This window comes from uncultured Pseudoteredinibacter sp., assembly GCF_947500695.1.
In the GTDB taxonomy this organism is placed as follows: domain Bacteria; phylum Pseudomonadota; class Gammaproteobacteria; order Pseudomonadales; family Cellvibrionaceae; genus Pseudoteredinibacter.
The window spans coordinates 103065-124570 of record NZ_CANMSS010000004.1; the positions used below are offsets into that span (position 1 = coordinate 103065).

The 21506-nt window shown below is 47.1% G+C and carries 17 protein-coding genes; 6 read left to right on the top strand and 11 right to left on the bottom strand.

All coding sequences use genetic code 11. The annotated features are described in order from the left end of the window. Positions 1–15 precede the first annotated feature (15 nt). The 7 genes from Q1A08_RS09110 to metG form a co-directional block, all read right to left on the bottom strand. Positions 16–738: an electron transport complex subunit E gene (locus Q1A08_RS09110; protein ID WP_299772069.1), complete on the bottom strand. Its 723-nt coding sequence runs from the start codon at positions 736–738 to the stop codon at positions 16–18. Continuing rightward, on the bottom strand, positions 731–1387 hold the full coding sequence (rsxG, locus tag Q1A08_RS09115; protein ID WP_299772071.1) for an electron transport complex subunit RsxG: 657 nt from the start codon (positions 1385–1387) through the stop codon (positions 731–733). Before rsxG ends, Q1A08_RS09110 begins: the two co-directional genes overlap by 8 nt. Then, on the bottom strand, positions 1384–2436 hold the full coding sequence (rsxD, locus tag Q1A08_RS09120) for an electron transport complex subunit RsxD (RefSeq protein ID WP_299772072.1): 1053 nt from the start codon (positions 2434–2436) through the stop codon (positions 1384–1386). The genes rsxG and rsxD overlap by 4 nt, the downstream gene beginning before the upstream one ends. Beyond that, positions 2436–5057, bottom strand: coding sequence for an electron transport complex subunit RsxC (rsxC, locus tag Q1A08_RS09125; protein ID WP_299772074.1), 2622 nt, complete (start codon positions 5055–5057; stop codon positions 2436–2438). The genes rsxD and rsxC overlap by 1 nt, the downstream gene beginning before the upstream one ends. After that, a complete protein-coding gene (rsxB, locus tag Q1A08_RS09130) occupies positions 5054–5692 on the bottom strand; it encodes an electron transport complex subunit RsxB (RefSeq protein ID WP_299772604.1) in 639 nt (212 codons plus the stop codon). The genes rsxC and rsxB overlap by 4 nt, the downstream gene beginning before the upstream one ends. A gap of 9 nt (positions 5693–5701) precedes the next feature. After that, positions 5702–6277 (bottom strand): electron transport complex subunit RsxA, encoded by a 576-nt coding sequence (gene rsxA / locus Q1A08_RS09135; RefSeq protein WP_299772076.1) that lies wholly within the window; start codon positions 6275–6277, stop codon positions 5702–5704. A gap of 113 nt (positions 6278–6390) precedes the next feature. Next, complete coding sequence (gene metG, locus Q1A08_RS09140) at positions 6391–8418, bottom strand: methionine--tRNA ligase (protein WP_299772078.1); 2028 nt, start codon at positions 8416–8418, stop codon at positions 6391–6393. A 424-nt stretch (positions 8419–8842) separates the two neighbouring features. Here metG and apbC point away from each other — a divergent pair, with 424 nt between their 5' ends. From apbC to arfB, 6 genes are all read left to right on the top strand, one after another. Further along, a complete protein-coding gene (gene apbC / locus Q1A08_RS09145; protein ID WP_299772080.1) occupies positions 8843–9946 on the top strand; it encodes an iron-sulfur cluster carrier protein ApbC in 1104 nt (367 codons plus the stop codon). A gap of 162 nt (positions 9947–10108) precedes the next feature. After that, entirely contained in the window at positions 10109–10678 is a 570-nt protein-coding gene (gene dcd, locus Q1A08_RS09150; protein ID WP_299772082.1) for a dCTP deaminase, read from the top strand. 512 nt (positions 10679–11190) lie between these two features. Further along, complete coding sequence (locus Q1A08_RS09155) at positions 11191–12381, top strand: M15 family metallopeptidase (RefSeq protein ID WP_299772083.1); 1191 nt, start codon at positions 11191–11193, stop codon at positions 12379–12381. Between the two features lie 8 nt (positions 12382–12389). Next, positions 12390–12575 (top strand): hypothetical protein, encoded by a 186-nt coding sequence (locus Q1A08_RS09160; RefSeq protein ID WP_299772085.1) that lies wholly within the window; start codon positions 12390–12392, stop codon positions 12573–12575. 152 nt (positions 12576–12727) lie between these two features. Beyond that, the gene (pyk, locus tag Q1A08_RS09165; RefSeq protein WP_299772087.1) at positions 12728–14182 is read left to right on the top strand and encodes a pyruvate kinase; all 1455 of its coding nucleotides are present in this window, start codon (positions 12728–12730) and stop codon (positions 14180–14182) included. Positions 14183–14225: 43 nt separating this feature from the next. Next, entirely contained in the window at positions 14226–14639 is a 414-nt protein-coding gene (gene arfB, locus Q1A08_RS09170) for an alternative ribosome rescue aminoacyl-tRNA hydrolase ArfB (RefSeq protein WP_299772090.1), read from the top strand. A gap of 180 nt (positions 14640–14819) precedes the next feature. Here the strand turns inward: arfB and Q1A08_RS09175 are convergent, their stop codons facing one another. The 4 genes from Q1A08_RS09175 to hutH form a co-directional block, all read right to left on the bottom strand. After that, positions 14820–15923 carry a glutathione S-transferase gene (locus Q1A08_RS09175; RefSeq protein ID WP_299772092.1) on the bottom strand — a complete coding sequence of 368 codons (1104 nt, stop codon included), beginning with the start codon at positions 15921–15923 and terminating at the stop codon, positions 14820–14822. A gap of 142 nt (positions 15924–16065) precedes the next feature. Beyond that, the gene (locus Q1A08_RS09180) at positions 16066–18471 is read right to left on the bottom strand and encodes a helix-turn-helix domain-containing protein (protein WP_299772094.1); all 2406 of its coding nucleotides are present in this window, start codon (positions 18469–18471) and stop codon (positions 16066–16068) included. 256 nt (positions 18472–18727) lie between these two features. Next, positions 18728–19771 (bottom strand): TonB family protein, encoded by a 1044-nt coding sequence (locus Q1A08_RS09185; RefSeq protein WP_299772096.1) that lies wholly within the window; start codon positions 19769–19771, stop codon positions 18728–18730. A gap of 205 nt (positions 19772–19976) precedes the next feature. After that, positions 19977–21506, bottom strand: a complete 1530-nt coding sequence (hutH, locus tag Q1A08_RS09190) for a histidine ammonia-lyase (protein WP_299772098.1) — start codon at positions 21504–21506, stop codon at positions 19977–19979.

Here is a 21506-nt window from a genome sequence, read left to right on the forward strand (position 1 = left end):
GGTGCTGTTAACAGTTTAGCTAATGTGGCCAGTTGTGCGAACACGGCGACTTCCGGCGACGACTGGTGCTTGCTTGGCCTTGGCTTTTTCTTGCTGGTGATGGTCTATGGCATTCTTTGCAGCGATTAAGAAGCCCGTCACGATAAAGGCTCCAGGTGGCAGCAGCGCTACTAATAAGCCGGGGTAATCCTTGCCCATTAGCTGTAACTCCCAATTGGCCGCCATGGGGCCTAAGAGCAGATCCATACCGGCAAACAGCGTGCCGGCACCCAAAAGCTCTCTGATACCGCCCAGTGCCAGTAAAACCAATAAAAAGCCTAAGCCCATCATGACAGCATCAACGGTTGAAGCCAGTACACCATTTTTACTGGCAAATGCATCGGCACGCCCAAGTATGGTGCAGTTGGTAACAATCAATGGGATAAAGATACCGAGAATTTGATACAGCTCATAAGTGAAGGCCTGCATCAACAGTTCGGTTGCGGTGGTAAACGAGGCGATAATCATCACAAAGGCGGGTAGGCGGATCGCGTCGCTAACTGCGTGGCGAATCAATGAAACGCTAATGTTGGACCCTAGCAGTACCAACATAGTGGCAAGACCTAAACCCAGCGCATTAACTACTGAGCCGGTAACGGCCAGTAATGGGCATAGCCCCAACAATTGCACCAAGGCAGGGTTGTTTTCCCACAAACCTTTTTTACTGATGTCGGCGTAATCAATGCTTTTATCAGTCATTGGCAGGCTCCTGTTGCGTTAAATGGCTTGGCTTTTTTAACAGCCAGCTATTAAAGGCTTCTACAGATTGTTTAACTTGTTTGACTACGGCTCTTGGCGTAATGGTAGCACCAGTAAACTGATCAAAATCGCCGCCGTCTTTTTTAACGGCCCATGCCGAACTGTTCTCAGCCGTTAACGATCGGCCGGTAAAGCTCAAGATCCAATCGCTTTTTTTAGTTTCAACTTTATCGCCTAGGCCGGGGGTTTCTTTGTGGGCCAATACCCTAACTCCACTGAGCATTCCTGATGGCGTAATGCCGATCAACAATTTTATATCGCCGCTGTAACCCTCGGGGGCAATGGCGGGAATTAAATAGGCGATCACTTTTCCAGAACGCTTGGCCAAATAAACTTTTTCATCGCCTTGCCAGTGCAGTGTTTTCTGCAGGCTTGCAGGAATATCTAAGCTGTCGGCTAACAGGTCGTTGTCATGTTTTTCTGGCAGGCTGGCGATAATTTCTAATAGCGCTTGCTCTGCGGCTTTGCGTTCCGCGGCTGCAATCCGGTCTTTGGTCATTAAGTGGGTGCCCGCTAAAACCGCTGCCGTCAGCAACGCAAAGGCACCCAGCAAAATGGCATTTTTGCTGATTGAATCACCTAGTGTCATGGCTCTTGTTTCTCCGTGGCCTTACGTGGCTTGGCGTGGCCGTAGCTGCGCGGCACGGTATAGTAGTCGATAAAAGGCGCTGCAAAGTTCATTAGTAGAACCGCAAAGGCCACCGCATCAGGGTAGTTACCCAATACTCGAATTAAGTAGACTAGGGCGCCTACGGCCGCACCAAAAATAAGCCGGCCTTTATTGGATACCGCTGAGCTAACTGGGTCGGTAATAATAAAAAAGGCACCTAACATGGTAGCGCCGCTAAACAGATGCAAGCTTAGGGAGCCACCTGACTGGGAGCTGCCTGAATCATAGCCCAGCAGGGCGAACAGGCTTAAGCTTGCCAACATGGCCACAGGTGCATGCCAGGTGAACACTTTTTTATAGAGCAAATACAAGCCGCCCATTAAAAAGCCCAGGTTTACCCATTCCCAGCCAGCGCCGGCCAGTGAGCCACTGCGTAACAAATCACTGTCAGCGTAAACTTGGCTAATGAGTTGGCTATTGTTTTGTTTGACGATATCTAATGCCGTCGCAGAGGTGTAAGCGTCTAGACCCTGGCCAGTAAATACCTGGCTTATACTAGCACTGATAGAGGGTAGGGACTCAAGCAGCGAGGCAGGGCTTGGCCATTGGCTCATTTGCAAAGGGAATGAGATAAGTACAACAACATATCCAACCATGGCAGGGTTAAAGGGGTTATAACCCATTCCGCCATAGAGTTGTTTGGCGATAATGATGGCGCTAACACTGGCTACCATCACTACCCACCAAGGGCAATACGGCGGTAGCGCTAGACCCAAAAGCACAGCGGTAACGGCCGCGCTGTAATCACGCAAATAAAACCCTAACGGGCGTTTGCGTAAGCGTAAGACTAGTGCTTCACCTGCCAAGCAAAAAATTAAGGCAAGCAATATATTGATAATGCTACCCGGACCAAAAAACACCGTTAAAGCCAGTAAGCCAGGAAGGGTGGCCAGCAACACGGTTTGCATTACTTTAGTGGTGTTATTGGCCGCGTGGGCATGTGGCGAACTGGCGCGCAAAAAAGACATTATTCAGACTCCAATTCTTTAAGCTTGGCTTGTAGCTTTTCTAGCCCAAGGCGGAAGGCATCCACATTGTCGTTGCCTTCTTCAGTAGCCTTATCTAGGCGCTGCTGTGCTTTTTGAATGCGCTGCTGCAGCGATTCGACCTGTGCTGCATGTTTTTCACTGTCGCTCATTTGAGCTTGAGCAGCGGCCTTAGCTTTGGCTTTTTCAATAGCCGCGCTGGCCGCATCAAGGGGTATGCCAGAGCTCTCGTTTGCACTTTCGGCCGGCTTTGCAGGTTCTTCCTGGGCCTTAAACTCAGTAATTTCCTGCTCGACAGTTTTGATTTTTTCTTGCAGCTTTTCGACCGCCGCCTGCATGGCTGGGCGCCTGTCTTCGTCGGCAGAGGCCGCTTTTTCTTCGGCCTTTGCTAATCTTGTTTGCAAAGCTTGCAGGCTATTTTGCAGTTTTTCAGCAGGAGACATATTGAGTCTCTGCATAGCTTTTGCTTTTGCCCGCTCAATAGGGTCGTCAATACTGTTTGGATCTACTGGGGTTTCAGCTGTGGCCGTGTTTTCTTTAAGCGGAGCCTGAGCTTTTAACTCATCTATCTCTTTTTCGAGCGAGGTTTTTTTCTGCTTCAGCTTTTCGACAGCAGCTTCCATAGCCGCGCGTTTATCGTCATCGGCCTCGCTAGCCTTCTCTTGTGCTTTTTTCAGCCTGTCATTTAGGCTGCTCAAATTGTTTTCCGCTTTTTCCAACGGCGACATGCTGAGGCGCTGTTGAGCTTTGGCCTTGGCTCTTTCGATTGGATCGTCACTATCAATATTGAGTGGTGTAGTTGGGCTTGCCGAAGTTGGATTTGAGGGAGCCGGGTTTTGGCCTGCAGACTGCTGCTTGAAATCGTGCAGCTTGCTTTCCGCGTCTTGCAGTCTTAGTTGCGCCTGTTTAAAGCGAGACTCGAGCTTGGCTTTTTGATCTCCCTCAGCCTGCTGCCATTTTTCTTCGGCGCTGTTTAATCGATTGCGTGCATTGTTAACGGCGCGCTCTAACTTAGCCAGCTGCTCGGCTGGGTCAGACTGCTGCGCTTGCACTCTCGCCATGGCTGCTGCCACTGGGTCTGCAGCAGGGGCGGTTTTGGCAGCACCTGCATTAGCGGCGGCCTTAGCCTTAGCGGCTTCGGCGGCTTTTTTGCGAGCGAGGCGCTTGGCTTCTTTTTCAGCTTCGGCGCGTTCAATGCGTTTTTGGCGAAACTCAAAGCGCTGACGAGATCGATCAGATTTCTCTTTTTCGATTTCAGCCTGTCGAATTTCACCTTTTGAAGCGCGGTAGTACTGCACCAATGGAATGCTACTAGGGCAAACAAAAGAGCAGGCGCCGCATTCAATACAGTCCATTAAATTATGGGCCAGGAGGCGGTCGTGTTCTTTAGCTTGGGCATACCAATAGAGTTGCTGTGGTAGCAAACCCGCGGGACATGCTTCCGCGCAATGGCCGCAGCGAATACAGGCTTGTGCCGGAGCTGGATCTGGCATCTCTTGATGGCTGGGCACCAATAAACAGTTACTGGTTTTCACTATGGGGGCGCGGCTATCGGGCAGGCTAAAGCCCATCATGGGGCCACCAGCGATAAGGCGAGCACAGGATTTTTCTTGGAAGCCAAATTGCTCCAGTACAAATTGGCTCGGGCTGCCTAGTTTTACAATCGCGTTGCCTTGCTCTTTGAGGCTTTCACCCACCACGGTGGTGATTCTCTCGATCAATGGCTTGCCGTGCTTGATGGCCTCCCAAATGGCAACGGTGGTACCAACATTCTGAACCACAATGCCGATATGTGCGGGCAGGCCACCACTGGGGACTTCTTTGCCAGTTAAAATTTGAATTAGCTGCTTCTCACCACCAGAAGGGTACTTGGTAGGGAAGCTGACAACTTGAACGCGATCAATGCCGGGCAGATCTTCCGCCGCGAGTTTGAGTAGTGATTGCTCGAGTGCAGCAATGGCCTTTGGCTTATTGTCTTCAACACCGATTAAAATTCTATCGGGGCCGTTTAAAATATGTGCCAACAAGGTACAGCCACGAATAATATCTTCGCTGCGCTCTTGCATCAGTACATCGTCAGCCGTGATATAGGGCTCACACTCTGTACCATTGATAATCAAGGTATCGATATTGTTATTGGGTGGTGGGTTTAATTTAACGGCGCTCGGAAAACCAGCGCCCCCCATTCCAGCAATACCCGCATGGCGAATCTTTTCAATCAAGGATTCGTGATCAATCTTAAAAGGGTTTTCACAGCCTACAAAATCGATGCTTTCATCTTTGCCATCAGCCGCCACAACAATGCAGTCGCCCCACAATCCCGAGGCGTGTGGGATAGGTCTGGCTTCAATGGCGCTGACAGTACCTGAGGTGCTGGCATGGATGGCAGCACTGAATGGGCCATTTGGCTCGGCGATCATTTGGCCCGCTAAAACGCGATCGCCAATTTCCACCACGGCTTTGGCTGGTGCGCCGATATGCTGCGCTAAAGGAAAAACCAACTCCCCAGGAATAGCTAAACGCCGCAATGGTGATTGCAGTGATTGTTGCTTATTTTCTGGTGGGTGAACGCCGCCGCGTAAAGGGTAAATCAACTGACTCATGCGGCCGTATCCTCTTGCTTGGTTTCTTGAGGCGTTTGGCGGTCACTGGCAATGATGTCGGAGTTTACTGCGGCGAGCGGTGAGGGTAATTGCCACTTCCAGTTTTGCATGGTTACTTCAACTTCACGCATTTCAATACAATCAACGGGGCAGGGTTCTACACAGAGATCACAGCCAGTGCACTCATCGGCAATGACGGTATGCATTTGTTTTGCGGCGCCCAAAATGGCATCCATTGGGCAGGCCTGAATACACTTAGTACAGCCAATACACTCGTCTTCACGAATGTAGGCGACTGTTGACAATTCTGATTCCGTGCCATGCTCGGCATCGAGCTCAGGGGCATCGACGCCCAATAGGTCGGCGATTGAATTAATTGTATCTTGTCCACCTGGCGGGCATTTATTAATTTCTTCGCCGTTGGCAATGCCTTCGGCATAAGGGCGACAGCCAGGGTGGCCACACTGGCCGCACTGCGTTTGTGGCAATAGATTATCGATTTGATCAACGATCGGATTGCCTTCGATTTTATAGCGCACAGCGGCAAAACCAAGGATGGCGCCGAACACTAATGCTAGGCCACCGAGAACCAGAAGCGCGAGTACAAGCGGATGTAAGCTAGAGATATCCATGATGCTCCCGGTTTACACCAGGCCTCCAAAGCCCATAAAGGCAAGTGACATCAAGCCAGCGGTTATCATTGCAATGGCAGGGCCTTGAAATGCTAAGGGTACATCGGCAACCGCTAAGCGCTCACGCATGGCGGCAAACAGCACCAGCACCAAAGAGAAACCTAAGGCTGCGCCAAAACCATAAACTGTAGACTCAAAAAAGTTATGGGCTTTGTTGGTGTTTTGCAGTGCCACACCCAATACGGCGCAGTTGGTGGTGATAAGGGGTAAGAAGATCCCTAAAACTCGATAGAGCAGAGGACTGGTTTTTTCGATGAACATTTTGGCGAACTGAACAACAACAGCGATCACCAAAATAAAAGCAATGGTACGTAAATATTCTAAGCCAAAGGGTTGCAACAGATAGCTATTGACTAAGTAACTGCAAATACTGGCTAAGGTCAGCACGAAGGTGGTTGCGCCGCCCATGCCAATGGCGGTTTCCAGTTTATTGGAAACCCCCATAAACGGGCACAATCCAAGAAATTGCACCAGCACAAAGTTATTCACCAGAATGGTGCTGATTAAGATAATGGCAAAATCGGCCATTGTTGCTCCATTGCTATTGTCGGCTTTAAATCAATCGGGCTCATGGGCCCATAAAAAATTGGCAAGCTTAGCTCTAAGGCTAATAGCTTGCCTTGTGTTATATCAGATTTTACTTACATAACCCTTTGGCCAGGCTGGGCGCCGCTATGTGGCTCGAGCAGATAAATTTCTTTATCGCCTGGGCCAGCCGCTAGAACCATGCCTTCGGAAAGACCAAACTTCATCTTTCTCGGTGCGAGGTTAGCAACCATAACGGTCAGTTTCCCTTCCAGGTCTTCAGGTGCATAGGCACTTTTAATACCCGAGAACACTTGTCGAGTTTCGCCGCCTAGATCTAAAGTCAGCTTTAATAGCTTCTTGGCGCCATCGACATGCTCAGCTTGTTTGATAAGTGCTACACGCAAATCGACCTTGGCGAAATCATCGAAATTAATTTCGTCGGCAATCGGTTCGTCCGCAAGTGGACCAGTGGCGGCTGGCTTTGCCGCCTGCATCGCTTCGGCGGCCGCTTGTTTGCTGTCTTCAACCATGGCAGCAACCTTATCGGATTCAATACGAGTCATCAGTGGCTTAAACTTATTGATGGCACCAGCACGGTAGGCCAATGGCTCTTGCCAATTTAAGGTTTCTTCCAAGAATAGCTCGGCTTTTTCAGCGGTAGCTGGCAGCACTGGCTTTAAGAAACGCATCAGGGCGCGGAACATATTTACCCCTAGGCTGCAGATGTCTAAAACCTTTTGCTCGTTACCTTCTTGTTTTGCCAGGCTCCAAGGCGCTTGTGCTTGGATATACTCATTGGCCGCATCCGCCAAGGTCATAATCTCGCGCATGGCCTTACTGTATTCGCGTTGCTCATAGAGCTCAGTAATAAGATTTTCAGCGTTTAAAAACTGCTGCCAAAGCTCGGGATTTTCAATGTTGGCCGACATCTCTCCACCGGCTTTTTTCACAAACGATGCTGTGCGGCTAGCGATATTAACAACCTTGTTAACCAGGTCAGTATTCACACGCTGAACAAAGTCTTCTAGATTTAAATCTAGATCGTCAACACTGGCGGTTAGTTTGGCGGCAAAATAATAGCGCAGGTATTCAGGGTCTAAGTGATTCAAATATGCCGCAGCATTAATAAAAGTGCCGCGCGACTTAGACATCTTCTTGCCATCAACAGTTAGAAAACCGTGTACATTAACGCCGCTTGGTTTACGGAAACCCGCAGAGTGCAGCATCGATGGCCAAAACAATGCGTGGAAGTTGACGATGTCCTTGCCGATAAAGTGGTAAAGCTCGGTTTCGCTGTCAGGCTTCCAGTATTCATCCCAGTCTAAGCCTTCGCGATCGCAAAGCGTCTTAAAACTGGCCATATAGCCAATCGGGGCATCCAGCCAAACGTAGAAATATTTACCTTTTTGGCCAGGAATTTCGAAACCAAAATAAGGTGCATCGCGGGAAATATCCCACTCTTGTAATCCAGCATCTAGCCACTCGGCAAGCTTGTTGGCGACTTCATTTTGCAAGGTGCCACTGCGGGTCCACTCTTTTAGAAAATCGCTAAACTCAGGCAGCTTAAAAAAGAAATGCTCTGAATCTTTGGCAATCGGTGTTGCGCCAGAGATGGCTGACTTAGGGTTAATTAACTCTGTTGGTGAGTAAGTCGCTGAGCATACTTCACAGTTATCACCGTATTGATCTTCAGCTTTACATTTAGGGCAAGTGCCCTTGATGTAGCGATCGGCCAAAAACAATTCTTTTTCTGGATCGTAAGCCTGGGTAATAGTACGGCTGGCGATATGACCATTTTCCTGCAAACGCTGGTAGATCATCTCTGAATACTGTCGGTTTTCTTCACTATGGGTAGAGCCATAGTTATCAAAACCAATATGGAAACCGGCAAAATCTTTTTCGTGATCGGCCTTTACGTTAGCAATTTGCTCTTCGGCAGTAATACCTAACTGCTCGGCTTTTAACATGATGGCCGTGCCGTGGGCGTCATCGGCACAGACATAGTGGCAGTCGTGACCACGCAGCTTTTGGAAGCGCACCCAGATGTCGGTTTGGATGTATTCGACTAAATGGCCAAGGTGAATTGGGCCGTTGGCGTAGGGAAGTGCGCTGGTGACCAAAATTTTTCGGCGCTGACTCATTGATGGAAACTCGCTCTCTAAAATGCCCCTGAGGGGCTGTTCAATCTCATTAATTCGGTGGCATGTGCCAAATGCTGTGCCCAATTTGCTTTGTTCTAAGCTTCACTCATCTGTCCAGAAATAGTGGATCAAATGCAATATGTCTTAATTAGCTAGCCATCAGGCGGCAAAACCCGCGGATTATAGCATTGAAAACTATCGCTAAATACTCTTAAAACCCTTTTATTTAGGCATAAGCTTAGTCTTTGGCTTGGGTTGTCTAGAGCAGCTTGGAAAGCCATTACTGGCTTTGTGTTGATTGAAATGTGCACTTTTTAAATGGTTGTAGCAGCGGAGCTTAGAGCTAAAAATTGCCTTTAGGGCGTTGTCATTTGGATAAAGCGTCCCCATTATATTGGCAGTTAATGTATTCAAGAGAGCGACTATGAGCCAAGACATTCAGCCTTTGTGCGACGAGCTATTAAGCCGTGTATTAGACCCGTTACTGCATCGAGAGCTCAATCGTTTAGATTGCCTAAAGCAGGCCGTTGTTGAAGGGGAGGCCTTGCAGCTTAAACTTGAGTTTCCATACCCTATAGATACTTATCGTTGGTCTGTTGAGCAGCAATTACAGCAGGCATTTATGCAATTAACTCAAGAGCAATCCTGGCCGCTCAATAGCCTTGAGGTCGACATAAGCTGGAAAGCTCCTCGTAGAATGCCGGCTGACATCCCAGGCTTAGAAAATATAGCGAATGTGATTGCGATAGCTTCTGGTAAGGGAGGGGTGGGCAAATCCAGTACCACAGTAAACTTGGCTTTAGCGCTGGCAGCATCAGGCGCAAAGGTAGGCATTTTGGATGCGGATATTTACGGACCTAGCCAAAGTCATATGTTGGGCTTAGATGGGCAGCGCCCAAGGGTAAAGGGGGAGAAACAGATGTACCCCCTAGAAGCCTATGGTTTAGCGGTGATATCGATGGCCAACTTGGTCACCGATAAAACGCCTATGGTTTGGCGAGGCCCTATGGCGGCCGGAGCATTGCAGCAATTGCTTTTACAAACAGCCTGGCCGCAACTGGATTATCTATTGATCGATATGCCCCCTGGCACGGGCGATATCCAGCTCACCCTATCTCAGAAGGTGCCCCTCAGTGGCGCTCTTATCGTGACCACCCCCCAAGATATTGCCTTGATAGACGCTTTGAAGGGCATTGAAATGTTCAATAAAGTCAATGTGCCTATCTTGGGGGTGTTGGAGAATATGAGCCATCATATTTGTAGCCAGTGTGGCCACCAAGAAGCAATTTTTGGTGAAGGTGGCGGCGAGCGCATTGCCCAGCAATACGGTATTGAAGTTTTGGCGCAACTGCCCATCGACAAGCAATTACGCGAGGATTTAGATAGCGGCATGCCGACGGTAGTGAAGTCACCTGGCTCAGCTTTGTCGACGGCTTACGGGGAGGCGGCCAGTAAACTAGCAGCCCAGTTATATTTGCAGTCAGAGACCGGCCAAGCTGGGCCCGAGTTAGTGTTTAGTAACGACTAGTGTTGGGGGCATGCGCATCTAAAACTCCCTAGCGGGAGCTCGGGATTATAAGGTGCGCTTTTCCCATCGTTGAAAACACTATATGATTCGGCCCACTTTCTGTCCTGCTTCAGGGCAAACATCAGTTAACGAGTTAATCAAGAAATAGGATAGAGGCTGTTTATGTCCATTAAGTCTGACAAATGGATGTGCCGTATGGCCGAAGAGCACGGCATGATTGAACCTTTTGAGCACGAGCAGGTGCGCTACGACAGCCAGGGCCAGCGTTTGGTTTCCTATGGAACCTCAAGCTATGGCTATGATGTGCGCTGTGCCGATGAGTTCAAGATCTTCACCAATGTTCACTCAACCATTGTGGATCCAAAGAACTTTGATGAAAACAGCTTTGTGGATATCAAAAGCGACGTTTGTGTGATCCCGCCAAACTCATTCGCATTGGCGCGTACTGTCGAATACTTCCGTATTCCCCGCAATGTCTTAACTGTTTGCTTGGGCAAATCCACCTATGCTCGTTGTGGGATTATTGTGAACGTAACCCCGCTTGAGCCTGAGTGGGAAGGCCATGTGACCTTGGAGTTTTCCAATACCACGCCTTTACCTGCAAAAATTTATGCCAATGAAGGTGTTGCTCAGATGCTGTTCTTTGAATCTGATGAGATATGCGAAACCTCTTATAAAGACCGAGGTGGCAAATATCAGGGCCAGCGCGGTGTAACCTTACCAAGAACATAGTTTTCTCAAGTGGCGGCTTGTCATTGGGCAGGCTCGTCACGATTCTTTTTGAATTGCCGTACAGTTTTTAGCCTGTTTTCCTACTTTACTTCATCCCGAAAAAGAATTATTGCGCGCCAAAAAGGTATCTGCTGGGCTTTTATTCCAGAAAAATCAGCTTTTTCAATCCCTTAAAACTATACAGTCCTACACAAAAGTGCTTACTCATCATATAGTTAGCCAGTATTGTTGAGGTGCTTTGTTATTTTTTAGCGTTCATCAAGTCAAAAACTGGACGTTTTTTCAAATGCTCTACTATTATTGTTATTAGGTGTCGGTAATATAGGCGCAAAGGCTTGGCATTGGCTGACAATCAGTCGCTTGGCAGGCTACAATAGCCAGACAATGACCGACAAATAAATAAAGAGCCTGTTAAGCAGGTCGCGGGTTATAAATAACCCACTCTAGGAAATTAGGGCTGTGGTTTAGCTCAGTTTGAAACTGGGAACAAGCAGTTTTTCGGGGAATAGAAAGTGAAACGACGGGATTTATTAGTGGGCTTTGTCGCCGGTGCAGGTGTTACCGGGACGGGCTCATATTTATTGCAATCTTTGGCTAAAGAGGCCTTAGATGATGCACCAATGCAAGCCGAACTAGGTGATATTGACCCTATCCCCCTAGATCCACCCAGCGATGCGGAATTTGTAATGCCGCATCCGGCAGATACTATTCCTAACGCCGCTCGTGATGCCTCAGGAGCCGATGCTTCAGTTGCAAGTGCCAAAACGAAGCAGCCGACTATACAGTTAGACCATCAAATAGACCATCAAAGTCCAGTGGATAATGGCGAGCTGTTTGATAGTAATTCGCTTAGCGGCACAGTTATCCGTGAAAAATTCCCCGCTGCGCCAGCCACTGATGTCAGCAAAGCAGTGGAGCCTGAACAAGCTCAGCAAATTGTTTCTCAAGATCGCGAGCAGGTCGTCATTGTAGACCCTAACGCAAAAGGCGAAGCAAACCTTGATAAGGTGAGATTCTTCGAAAATGAATTTCATGATGATGTTTATTTACCGAAAGATCAGCGCCGTATTCTACTTTCAGTAGCCTTACGATTGGGACGTACCCAAAAAATCGTAGGGCACGGTAATTTCAATGTGCTGGGCTTTGACGAAGCCATTCGCTTTGGGCGTAAGTACAACAAAATTGGCCGCTTCACCGATGAAGAGCTGGCCTTTATGGAAATGATCTTCGAAACCCAGGCTAGCGAGTATGGCTTTTTCGGAGAAAAGGTTTCGGGAAGTTTGACTGACCGTATTGCTAAAAAAGATATCGTGAAGGTGCCGTATTCGGGGCACTACCTATTCGCAGGCGACTCCCTAAATTATTACAACAAGCTTAAAAAAGATGTTGGTAAGAATATCATTCTAACCTCTGGTATTCGCAGTAACGTTAAGCAGATGATGTTGTTCCTTAATAAAGCTGTCGAATCAGAGTTTAATCTTTCTAAGGCTTCCCGTTCGCTTGCCCCTCCTGGTCATTCTTTCCATGGTATTGGTGATTTTGACGTGGGCCGTATTGGCTGGGGAGCTAAAAACTTCACTGATCAATTTGCACAAACCCGTGAGTTCAAAACCATGGAAGATTTAGGCTATGTGCAAATTCGCTATACCACGGATAACCGCCTTGGGGTTCGCTATGAGCCTTGGCATATCAAGGTGGTTTAATTCTTCTTATGGGCGAGGTACTGCCATTTAAACGAAAAACCGCTGCTGAAAAACATAAGGGCAAAAGCTTGTGTCGCAGCGGCTTCCATAAATGGAAAATCTGCTCAGCAAAGCAATTTGACGTTAAACAGGGCAAGCTGGTTACCCGCTACCGCTGTGAGCGTTGTGGTGCTGAAAAGGTTCAAGCTCATTAATTTCTTTAGTGCTAGCCAAAGTACTTAACTACAATACCTAACTGCTTTGGCTAAAACGTCGCTTTCTTCCTAGCGCATTTATATCACTGTCATTTAAAGCTGGTATAGTGTCTGTTTTAAATCCGAAATCATCGAATTAATTGGAGTTATTTGTGAGTACCATTCGCCGTACCAAAATCGTAGCCACTTTAGGACCATCTACTGACGCCCCTGGTGTACTAGAGAAAGTGATTAAGGCTGGCGTCAATGTGGTGCGCATGAATTTCTCCCATGGTAGCCATGAAGATCACCGTCAACGTGCTCAGCAAGTCAGAAAAATTGCGCGCCGTTTGCACCGAACCGTGGCCATTTTAGGTGACTTGCAAGGCCCTAAGATTCGAATCGCTCGATTTACCGATGGTCCAATCGAATTAGCACTTGGTGATAGCTTCGCTTTGGATGCCAGCTTGGAGCGCGAAGCTGGAAATCAACAAGAGGTTGGTATTGATTACGCTGAGCTACCAAAGGATGTTAGTGCAGGTGATCGTTTGTTGTTAGATGATGGTCGCGTAGTTTTGGAAGTTACCGCAGTTAACGGTAGTCGTATTGAGACGAAAACGGTTGTTGCTGGGAAGCTATCCAATAACAAAGGTATCAACCGAGAGGGTGGTGGCTTATCAGCCGAGGCACTGACCGATAAAGATAGAGCCGATATTAAGCTGGCGGCCGAAATCAAAGCCGACTACTTGGCTGTTTCTTTTGTACGCAGCGCTGAAGATATGAATTTAGCCAGAGCGCTAATGGAAGAGGCTGGTGGTGAGTCTAGCTTAGTGGCTAAAGTTGAACGTGCCGAGGCGGTTTCTGATAAAACTGTTTTGGATGGCATTATCGAAGCATCTGAATGTGTCATGGTAGCCCGCGGAGATCTAGGGGTAGAAATCGGCGATGCGGAGCTGATTGGTGTCCAAAAGGACATGATTAGCCGCGCTCGCAAGGCCAATCGCTTGGTGATTACGGCCACCCAGATGATGGAATCTATGATTGATAGTCAATTGCCAACTCGCGCAGAAGTTTTCGACGTGGCCAACGCGGTATTGGACGGCACAGATGCCGTTATGCTTTCTGGTGAAACGGCCGCAGGACAGTTTCCGGTAGAAACTGTAGAGGCAATGGCTCGTATTATTATTGGCGCTGAGCGTAGCCCTGAAATTCAGCAATCTCAGCACCGTTTGCATCAGCAGTTTGATGCGGTTGATGAATCTATTGCCATGGCGGTTATGTATACCGCGAACCACCTTGAAGGCGTAAAAGCGATTATAAGCCTAACGGAAACGGGCAAAACTCCGCTGTGGATGTCTCGTATCAGTTCCAGCTTGCCGATTTTTGCCTTTACAGCGCAGCAAGATGCGGAGAATCGCATGGCGATGTTTAGGGGGGTTGTGCCGGTAACCTTTAATACATTGATCGTAGCGCCTGAAGAAATGAATCAAAGTGTTATTAATGAGCTACAGCGCCGCGGTGTAGTAGAGCTTGGCGATCTGGTTATTTTGTCTAAAGGTGATTACATTAATGTGCATGGCGGCACTAATACTATGAAGGTAGTTCGTGTTGGTGATGCTATTGCTTAAAAGCTCTTCACGACTCAATGTAAGGCTCTGAGTAAAGGGCCTTATGTTAAGAATTTCTAATAATGTTGCGCTGGCCGATGATGAGGTTGAGCTCAAGGCCATTCGCAGCCAAGGTAGTGGCGGTCAAAACGTTAATAAGGTTTCCACGGCTATTCACCTGAGGTTCGACATTCATCGTTCCAGCTTGCCGGAGTTCTACCGTGATCGTCTGCTCGCACTTAAAGATCAGCGTATCAGTAAAGACGGTGTAGTGGTTATTAAGGCTCAGCAGTTTCGTACCCAAGATAAAAATCGCGAGGCTGCCCTGGATAGACTGCGTGAGCTGATACAATCTGTTGCATATACGCAGAAAAAGCGTATCGCCACTAAACCGAGCCGAGCGGCTAAGGCGCGCCGAATGGACAGCAAAAATAAGCGCGGCCAAATTAAGGCGGGTAGAGCGAAACCAAAATTCTGAAACTGAATCAGGAATGAGAAGGGAAGAAGTAAGTGAATCCTGTCGAGACCAAGGTGCAGAGAAAGTGAGAGCCGCTCATCCGTGAGCAGCCCAATGGGCCTAAGCTCTCAGGCATTATTCTAGCAATTTAGAATATCTTGGCTTTATTATTTCAGCCTTAAACCTTTTCAATCTCAGCCATCAAGCTAAAACAAGGCGATTACGCTCAAATTTCACCTTAGCTTGCAAAGTGATATCAAATGGGTCTTGGTCATTGTTAAAAGAACTGAAGTATTGGCAGGCTGCAGATTTATCGGTTTCATCTAAATCGTGATAATGGCCTAGCACCCGCTGAAGCATCCATTGGCCATAGCTTAGGCTCATCTGCTGCGCCGTGGCATTGCCGATACGAAACTCTTGCATACCTAGCATGCGTGGCAGGCGGCTGCCAGGAGCCTGATCTTTTGCCCATACTTCAATGTTCTTGCAGCTATTGAGAAGCGCAGGCCAAAACTCTGAAAACAATCGCTTCAATATCGGCTCTAACGCCTCGGGAATTTCATCATTGGGTAAAAATCCACCGTTAACATCCTTAGATTTATTCATGCGCTCAACCCATTTGGCAACATTGGGGGCTTTTTCTTTCATTAGTTGCCCGGGGTAGGGGTCTCTATAGAGATGCGCATAGAGCGGCCCCATTAAGCCAAAGTCGCCAATCGATGGGGCGCTGCCTAATAGGAAATCCTGTTGGCTAAATAAGTCGTTCAGCTGTGATAAGAATTCTTCATACCAAGATTCAATGGCGCTGATATTTTCCTGGGTGATGCCAAGGGGCTCGACATAGCCCGAAAATTTATTGACGACTTTCTTGCCCAGCCAGCGTTGTATAAATTTAGGCATGCTTGGAGCCACACTGGCCCCAAACTCTGATTTGATAAACTCTAGATTCTGCTTGGGGAAGTTCCAACGATAATGCATGGCTGGGAGCCTCAACCATTCATCACCATACATTTCGAACAATAAAGCCAGCATTCTCTGCTTTGGGGTTTCGGGCAATATGGGCTTGCTAGGGAATCGCTGTTCTAGCTTATCTAATATAATACTGCTGTCCTGCCAATATTCTTCCTCGGGGCTTTTTACGACCGGTATCATAGCCACGCCAGTTTTTGGCAGGATGATCTTTTTATATACCCCCATGGAAGAGATTTGCTCTTGATAGGGTATATTTTTGTAGTTCAAATAGGCTCGAACTTTACCAGTGTATAGAGACGCTGGTGCGCCATATAAAGTATAAGTCTGACTCATAATGCCACTCTACTGTTTATTGTTGTTTAGGGCTTGTTTATGGGCTGTTGTCTAGCCGGTATTGCTTCTAAGTATTATAGAAAAGCCCAGATGACAATAAGAGAGGCAAATCTGCCTCTAGCTGGTAATTTAGACTGTGAGCTCAACACGTTTCTGCTTCCGTAAGTTTCTCACTGTCCTGCTCCCTCTCGACCTTGGAAGGGGGGATTCCGAAATGGCTTTTAAAGAGTTGGCTAAAATGGCTCATCGAGTTGAAGCCACATTCAAAGCAAGCTGTTTTGGTGCTGGCACCTGCCTTAAGCAATTGTCGAGCGATTTCTAGACGGTAATTCCGTAATAATTCGGCTGGGCCTGCTCCGGCTAGGGATTGGAGTCTACGGCTTAATTGGCGTTCGGAAACACCCATTTGTTTGGCCAATTGTGGGCTGCGCACTTCATTGTCAGTATAGAGCTCGCTGAGGGTTTGACGAAAGCGCTGTAAAAACTCGTGCTCTGTTCGGCTCTCTTTGTTTTTCAGTGAACTAGGAAGTAGGAATGCCTTGAATCGCTCCTGTGCCGCGCGATGGGTATTTTTCCAGTTTCGTAATTTTTGCAGCAATAACTCGACACTGAATGGCTTGCCAATATAGTCATCCGCCTGCGCTTGGATACCTAGACGGCGGCTCTGATTATCACTCTTGGCACTGAGTAGGATCAACGGGATGTGAGCAAAGCGCAGGTCATTTTTCAGTGTTTGGCATAGCTCAAGGCCATCAATATTGGGCATCATAACATCCGATACAATGAGCTCAATATTGCCGTCATCATCATTGTTAAGAAGCTCCAGCGCGGCTTTGCCATCCAGGCAGTGCTTGATGGAAAATTCTTTTCCCAGCGCCTGCATTATAAAGTCAGCTAATTCAGTATTGTCTTCTACGAGCAACAGCTGAGCTTTTTCAGTGCTCCCGACTGTGCTGGAGGAAGCTGAAGAAGTGAGTTTTGGCTTATCTTCTTTTATAGTGTTATCTAGTTTTGCTTCGATCAAAGGCAATTCTAGGGTAAAACAATTCCCTCTTTCACTGGTTTGCAGTGAGATTTTAGCGCCAATCTCATCGCAGCACTCTTTTACAATAGCCAACCCCAAGCCGTGGCCTTCTTCCTGGCTTTCACCGCGAGTAAATCGCTCGAACAGCTTAGACTCGAGATCAGGGGATATGACTGTGTTTTCATCTTCCACTTTAATGGAATAGCAGTCGTCGTACTCTTCAAGGAAAACAGATATTGTTTTTTCTGGAGCGCTGTATTTAATCGCATTGCTTAAGAGATTTCCGAACATTGTCTCCAGGGCTTGATCGAATAGCCTGATTTTCGCCCTGCCTTGAATTTTGTTGTGCACCTTGTACTGAATTTGTTTCTGATCCAATAGGGCGGTAAAGCCCGCTGCAATGGTATTCACTTGCTGTGGTAAATCGATAACAACTTCTTGAGCTTTAACGAGCTTGATCTCTGCAAGGTTTAAAACCTGTTCTACCAAAGCTTGCAATCTTTCAGAGTTACTTTGGGCTTGCGCTAAAAGTTGTGTTTGTTGCTCGTTGAGGTTTTCTCGGCTTAATAGTTCTAATGGCCCCAGAACCAAACTAAGAGGGGTCTTAAGCTCATGAGAAATGTTTTCGAATAGACGTTGTTTTTCCTGTAATAGGTTTTGTAGCTCATTGGTTTTCTGCTCTACCAATAAATTTAACTTGGCTTCGCGCTGGGCTTGTTCTTCGAGCAGCTGCTGATAATAATCTTCACTGAGCTGACGTTGCTTTTCTTTCTCGATAATTTCCTGTTCAAAGCTTTTCGCTAGATCTCCATGATAGCTCTTGATGACATCTGAGGATTGCATGTAGTGAGCAAAAGGGCGGGTACAGACTTTTCCAACTAGCCACCATAATCGTTTCCAGCGACTCTCTTTTTCCCACTTAAACCAGACCTCGGTCCTAGGGTCGGGGGATTCGAATTCTTGAGTACCATAATCAACAACCTGAAATCCAGAATGTGCCAAGATTGCAGAATAAACCCCAATATTCTGGCGGGTAACCTGCTCGTTATGCTCGCAGCCAGGGTGGTAACGCAGTGTTAATTTGGCACTGTCATCGGAAATATGGTTGGCGACCACCGTTTTGGTTCTATTGTAAATACCATTGACTTGATTTGCCTTTTGGATGATTCCCTTAGGGCTTAATAAGCGCATATAAGCAAGGATGGCGGTATTGAAGGTTTCCTTGGCATGGCTAATGGTGTACCGCCCGGTATGGTAGGCATCAACGCCCATTGCGCTCAGATTGGCGAAGAATTTTAAGTTAATCTCATTGCTGTACCAGTTGTTAACATCTAGAAAATACTCTACATCTAGAGCTTTACCCATATAGCTGTATTGATCTGAAATAAGGGTATCTGGGCTTAGTATATCTGCAAAGAGTTCAGGGAGCTTGTCTTCACCTAGAATATCTCGCACATAGGCGATTTTCCCACGTGAATTCCGACAGCTAATGTGAGCGTGTTCAGTTCCAGAAATATCCTTCACAAGCAATCCTTTCTGTGCTGAGAATAAGGGATAAGTTAGTAATAGCTAATCATACCTTGGGATGTTGAATATTGCATGTGAAAGAGGTTTTGTTTGTTTTTTGGGCGGTGCTTCTGGCGACGGGCAGCTCTTTTCTAAGAATGTTCAGATGCTGCTCATTTGATAGTTTCTGCCCGTCTGCATATTGATCGCCGCGGCAATAAAGCTACCTTCTGAAAAAGCATTCCATGAAGAAGGTAGCGTACATAATATCTGTTTATTGAAGAGATTCTGCGATTGCAAACTCGCTTTCTTTTTTGCTACTTATAAAAACGATGCAATCTTTCCAATCCTTTGGAATATCAATATGCTTAGAGGCCTCGATCGCGTCAAACTTTTGTAGTCCATTACGGCAGCGAAGCTCTATTTGATCTACTTGCCCGTTGTTGACTTTGATATCCACGGTATTTCTCAACAGCTGATGCGTCCACGGTTTGTCCGGGGCTGTGATACCGCCATAGGCCTTTAAGGTTGGAATAGTGGACACTTGCGCTAGCATTTTGCTTTTGTGATCGATGATCTTTTTCAAGCGTGTTTGCTCGCTCTTTATTTTCTCGGCTCTCTCTACAGTCCTAAGGGCGCCTTTAATCTTTCCAGCCTTAATCTGAGCGTTATATAGATTGATTAGATTATTTGCATGTACATCGCTAGGCAGGGTGTTTCTACTAAAACCCGCAGCCTTGGTAAGAGCTTGTAAATAAGCTTTGCGATCTTTTGTCTTGTTGTAGTAACTGGCCTTTAGGATATTGATCCATGCTTGCTCATAGCGATTTCGGGTGTAAGCTCTCTCTAATTTCTCTATTTTAGTGTCCATTCTAGTCAGCTTTTCACGGGCTATACTTTTCTCAAATCTCTGGTAGTGCTTAATGAAGAGTGAGTTGGCACCGACCTTATCTTTTACGATTGAAAAGCTGATCATTACCTTGTTGATTGCACTTTCAATGGGCTCTCCATTTAGTGTTGCTGGTTCATATTTAAACTTCATCGCAGCAAGTTTGGCATTATCCTCGAAGTTTTTACGCCCAGAGGAGCCGAGAACTAGAGGTTCTTTTACATTGCCTTGTTTATCTACGATGATACTTAGAACCACCCAGCCTTCATAGCCAGCATAGAGGTCTTGTTTCGGATACATTGGTTTTGAATCGCTGATTCGTTTAGCCGCTTTAAATCCTTGGTCTTGTAGAGTATTTGGATTGGTTTCGGCCCAAGAATCTTGTATCGAAAATGTGAGTGAAAGCAAAGCTAAGAGCAAATAGCGCATTGAACATTCCTTGTGATGACTAGGGAGTAAAGTGCAAATTAAAGCATAACTATGGAGGGCTGGGTATCTCCTGTAACTAAAGCTGAAGCAATTTCACACGAATGACTGTTAAAGCTACACGAATGACTGTTAAAGCTAAATGGAGCTATAAAAAAACCAGACCCAAAGGGCCTGGTTCTCGGCAGGGCTGCGCTAAAGCGCAAAATCAGTGGCTAATACGAATATTAGTATCGACAAAATTCATTAGCTTGCCCGAATTGATCAGCTCGGCGGCTTGCTCAATATCAGGGGCGAAGTAACGGTCTTTGTCGTAGAAGGGCACTAGGGCGCGCAATTCGGTTTTGGCTTGCTCTAAAGTCTTAGAACTTTTCAGTGGTGTACGGAAATCCAAGCCCTGGCAAGCTGCCAAAAATTCTACCGCTAGAATACCGCAGCAGTTTTCAGACATATCTTGCAAGCGTCTTGCGGCAAAGGTGGCCATGGATACATGGTCTTCTTGGTTTGCCGAGGTCGGTAAGCTGTCTACAGAAGCCGGGTGAGCCAGGGTTTTGTTTTCACTAGCCAATGCTGCTGAGGTTACCTGGGCGATCATAAAGCCGGAGTTAACACCGCCATTATTTACCAAGAATGGTGGCAAGCCGCTAAGTTTTGAATCAATCAATAGGGCCATGCGACGCTCAGATAAAGCCCCGATTTCAGCAATAGCAATGGCCAAGTTGTCGGCTGCCATAGCGATGGGTTCAGCATGGAAGTTACCGCCGGAAATAATGTCATCTTCCGCTTGGAATACTAATGGGTTGTCGGAAACTGCATTACATTCGGTCAGAATAATATCGGCCGAGTTACGAATCTGTTGTAAGCAGGCCCCCATCACTTGAGGTTGGCAGCGCAGCGAGTATGGATCCTGTACCTTTTCGCAATTCTCGTGGCTCTCTTCAATCTCAGAGTGATCTAGCAAGGTACGATAAGCTTGAGCCATATCAATTTGCGTTTGATGGCCGCGCACTTCGTGGATGCGGTGGTCGAATGGAGAGCGAGAGCCCTGAGCGGCATCAACACAAAGTGCACCGATAACGGTACCGGCAGCCAACATATTTTCAGCGGCGAACAAACCTTGAAGTGCTAATGCTGTTGAGGCCTGGGTGCCATTAAGCAAGGCTAAGCCTTCTTTGGGGGCTAGGGTTAAAGGCTCCAAACCGGCAAGCTCAAGTGCGACCTTGGAAGAGATAACTTGGCCTTGATAGAGAGCTTCACCCTCACCAAGTAATACACAGCTCATATGGGCAAGTGGCGCTAGGTCGCCGCTGGCGCCCACTGAGCCTTTTACTGGGATACATGGGTAAATTTCTTTATTGAGCAAGGTCGCCAGCGCTTGAATCACTTCTAAACGAATACCAGAAAAGCCGCGTGCTAGGGAATTAATTTTTAATACCATTAACAAGCGTACTGTCGCTTCACTCATAAACTTGCCAATACCAGCGGCATGGGAAAGTACAATACTCTTTTGCAGAACTTCCAGCTCAGAGGCATCGATGCGAGTGTTGGCTAACAAACCAAAGCCGGTATTAATACCGTACACGACGCGATCTTCTTCGATCACCTTGGCAACAGTCGCAGCGGATTTATGAATAGCTTCAAAGCAGCTAGGATCCAACTCAATTTTATGAGGGGCCAGATCCAGTTGTTTTAATTGAGTCAAGTTCAACTGACCCGGAACAATGTTTAATACTTGCAT

Bases quoted from the DNA above. Each gene is read 5' to 3' on its own strand.
- Q1A08_RS09110 (WP_299772069.1), bottom strand. From the start codon at position 738: ATGACTGATAAAAGCATTGATTACGCCGACATCAGTAAAAAAGGTTTG.
- rsxG (WP_299772071.1), bottom strand. From the start codon at position 1,387: ATGACACTAGGTGATTCAATCAGCAAAAATGCCATTTTGCTGGGTGCC.
- rsxD (WP_299772072.1), bottom strand. From the start codon at position 2,436: ATGTCTTTTTTGCGCGCCAGTTCGCCACATGCCCACGCGGCCAATAAC.
- rsxC (WP_299772074.1), bottom strand. From the start codon at position 5,057: ATGAGTCAGTTGATTTACCCTTTACGCGGCGGCGTTCACCCACCAGAA.
- rsxA (WP_299772076.1), bottom strand. From the start codon at position 6,277: ATGGCCGATTTTGCCATTATCTTAATCAGCACCATTCTGGTGAATAAC.
- metG (WP_299772078.1), bottom strand. From the start codon at position 8,418: ATGAGTCAGCGCCGAAAAATTTTGGTCACCAGCGCACTTCCCTACGCC.
- apbC (WP_299772080.1), top strand. From the start codon at position 8,843: ATGAGCCAAGACATTCAGCCTTTGTGCGACGAGCTATTAAGCCGTGTA.
- dcd (WP_299772082.1), top strand. From the start codon at position 10,109: ATGTCCATTAAGTCTGACAAATGGATGTGCCGTATGGCCGAAGAGCAC.
- Q1A08_RS09160 (WP_299772085.1), top strand. From the start codon at position 12,390: ATGGGCGAGGTACTGCCATTTAAACGAAAAACCGCTGCTGAAAAACAT.
- arfB (WP_299772090.1), top strand. From the start codon at position 14,226: ATGTTAAGAATTTCTAATAATGTTGCGCTGGCCGATGATGAGGTTGAG.
- Q1A08_RS09175 (WP_299772092.1), bottom strand. From the start codon at position 15,923: ATGAGTCAGACTTATACTTTATATGGCGCACCAGCGTCTCTATACACT.
- Q1A08_RS09185 (WP_299772096.1), bottom strand. From the start codon at position 19,771: ATGCGCTATTTGCTCTTAGCTTTGCTTTCACTCACATTTTCGATACAA.
- hutH (WP_299772098.1), bottom strand. From the start codon at position 21,506: ATGCAAGTATTAAACATTGTTCCGGGTCAGTTGAACTTGACTCAATTA.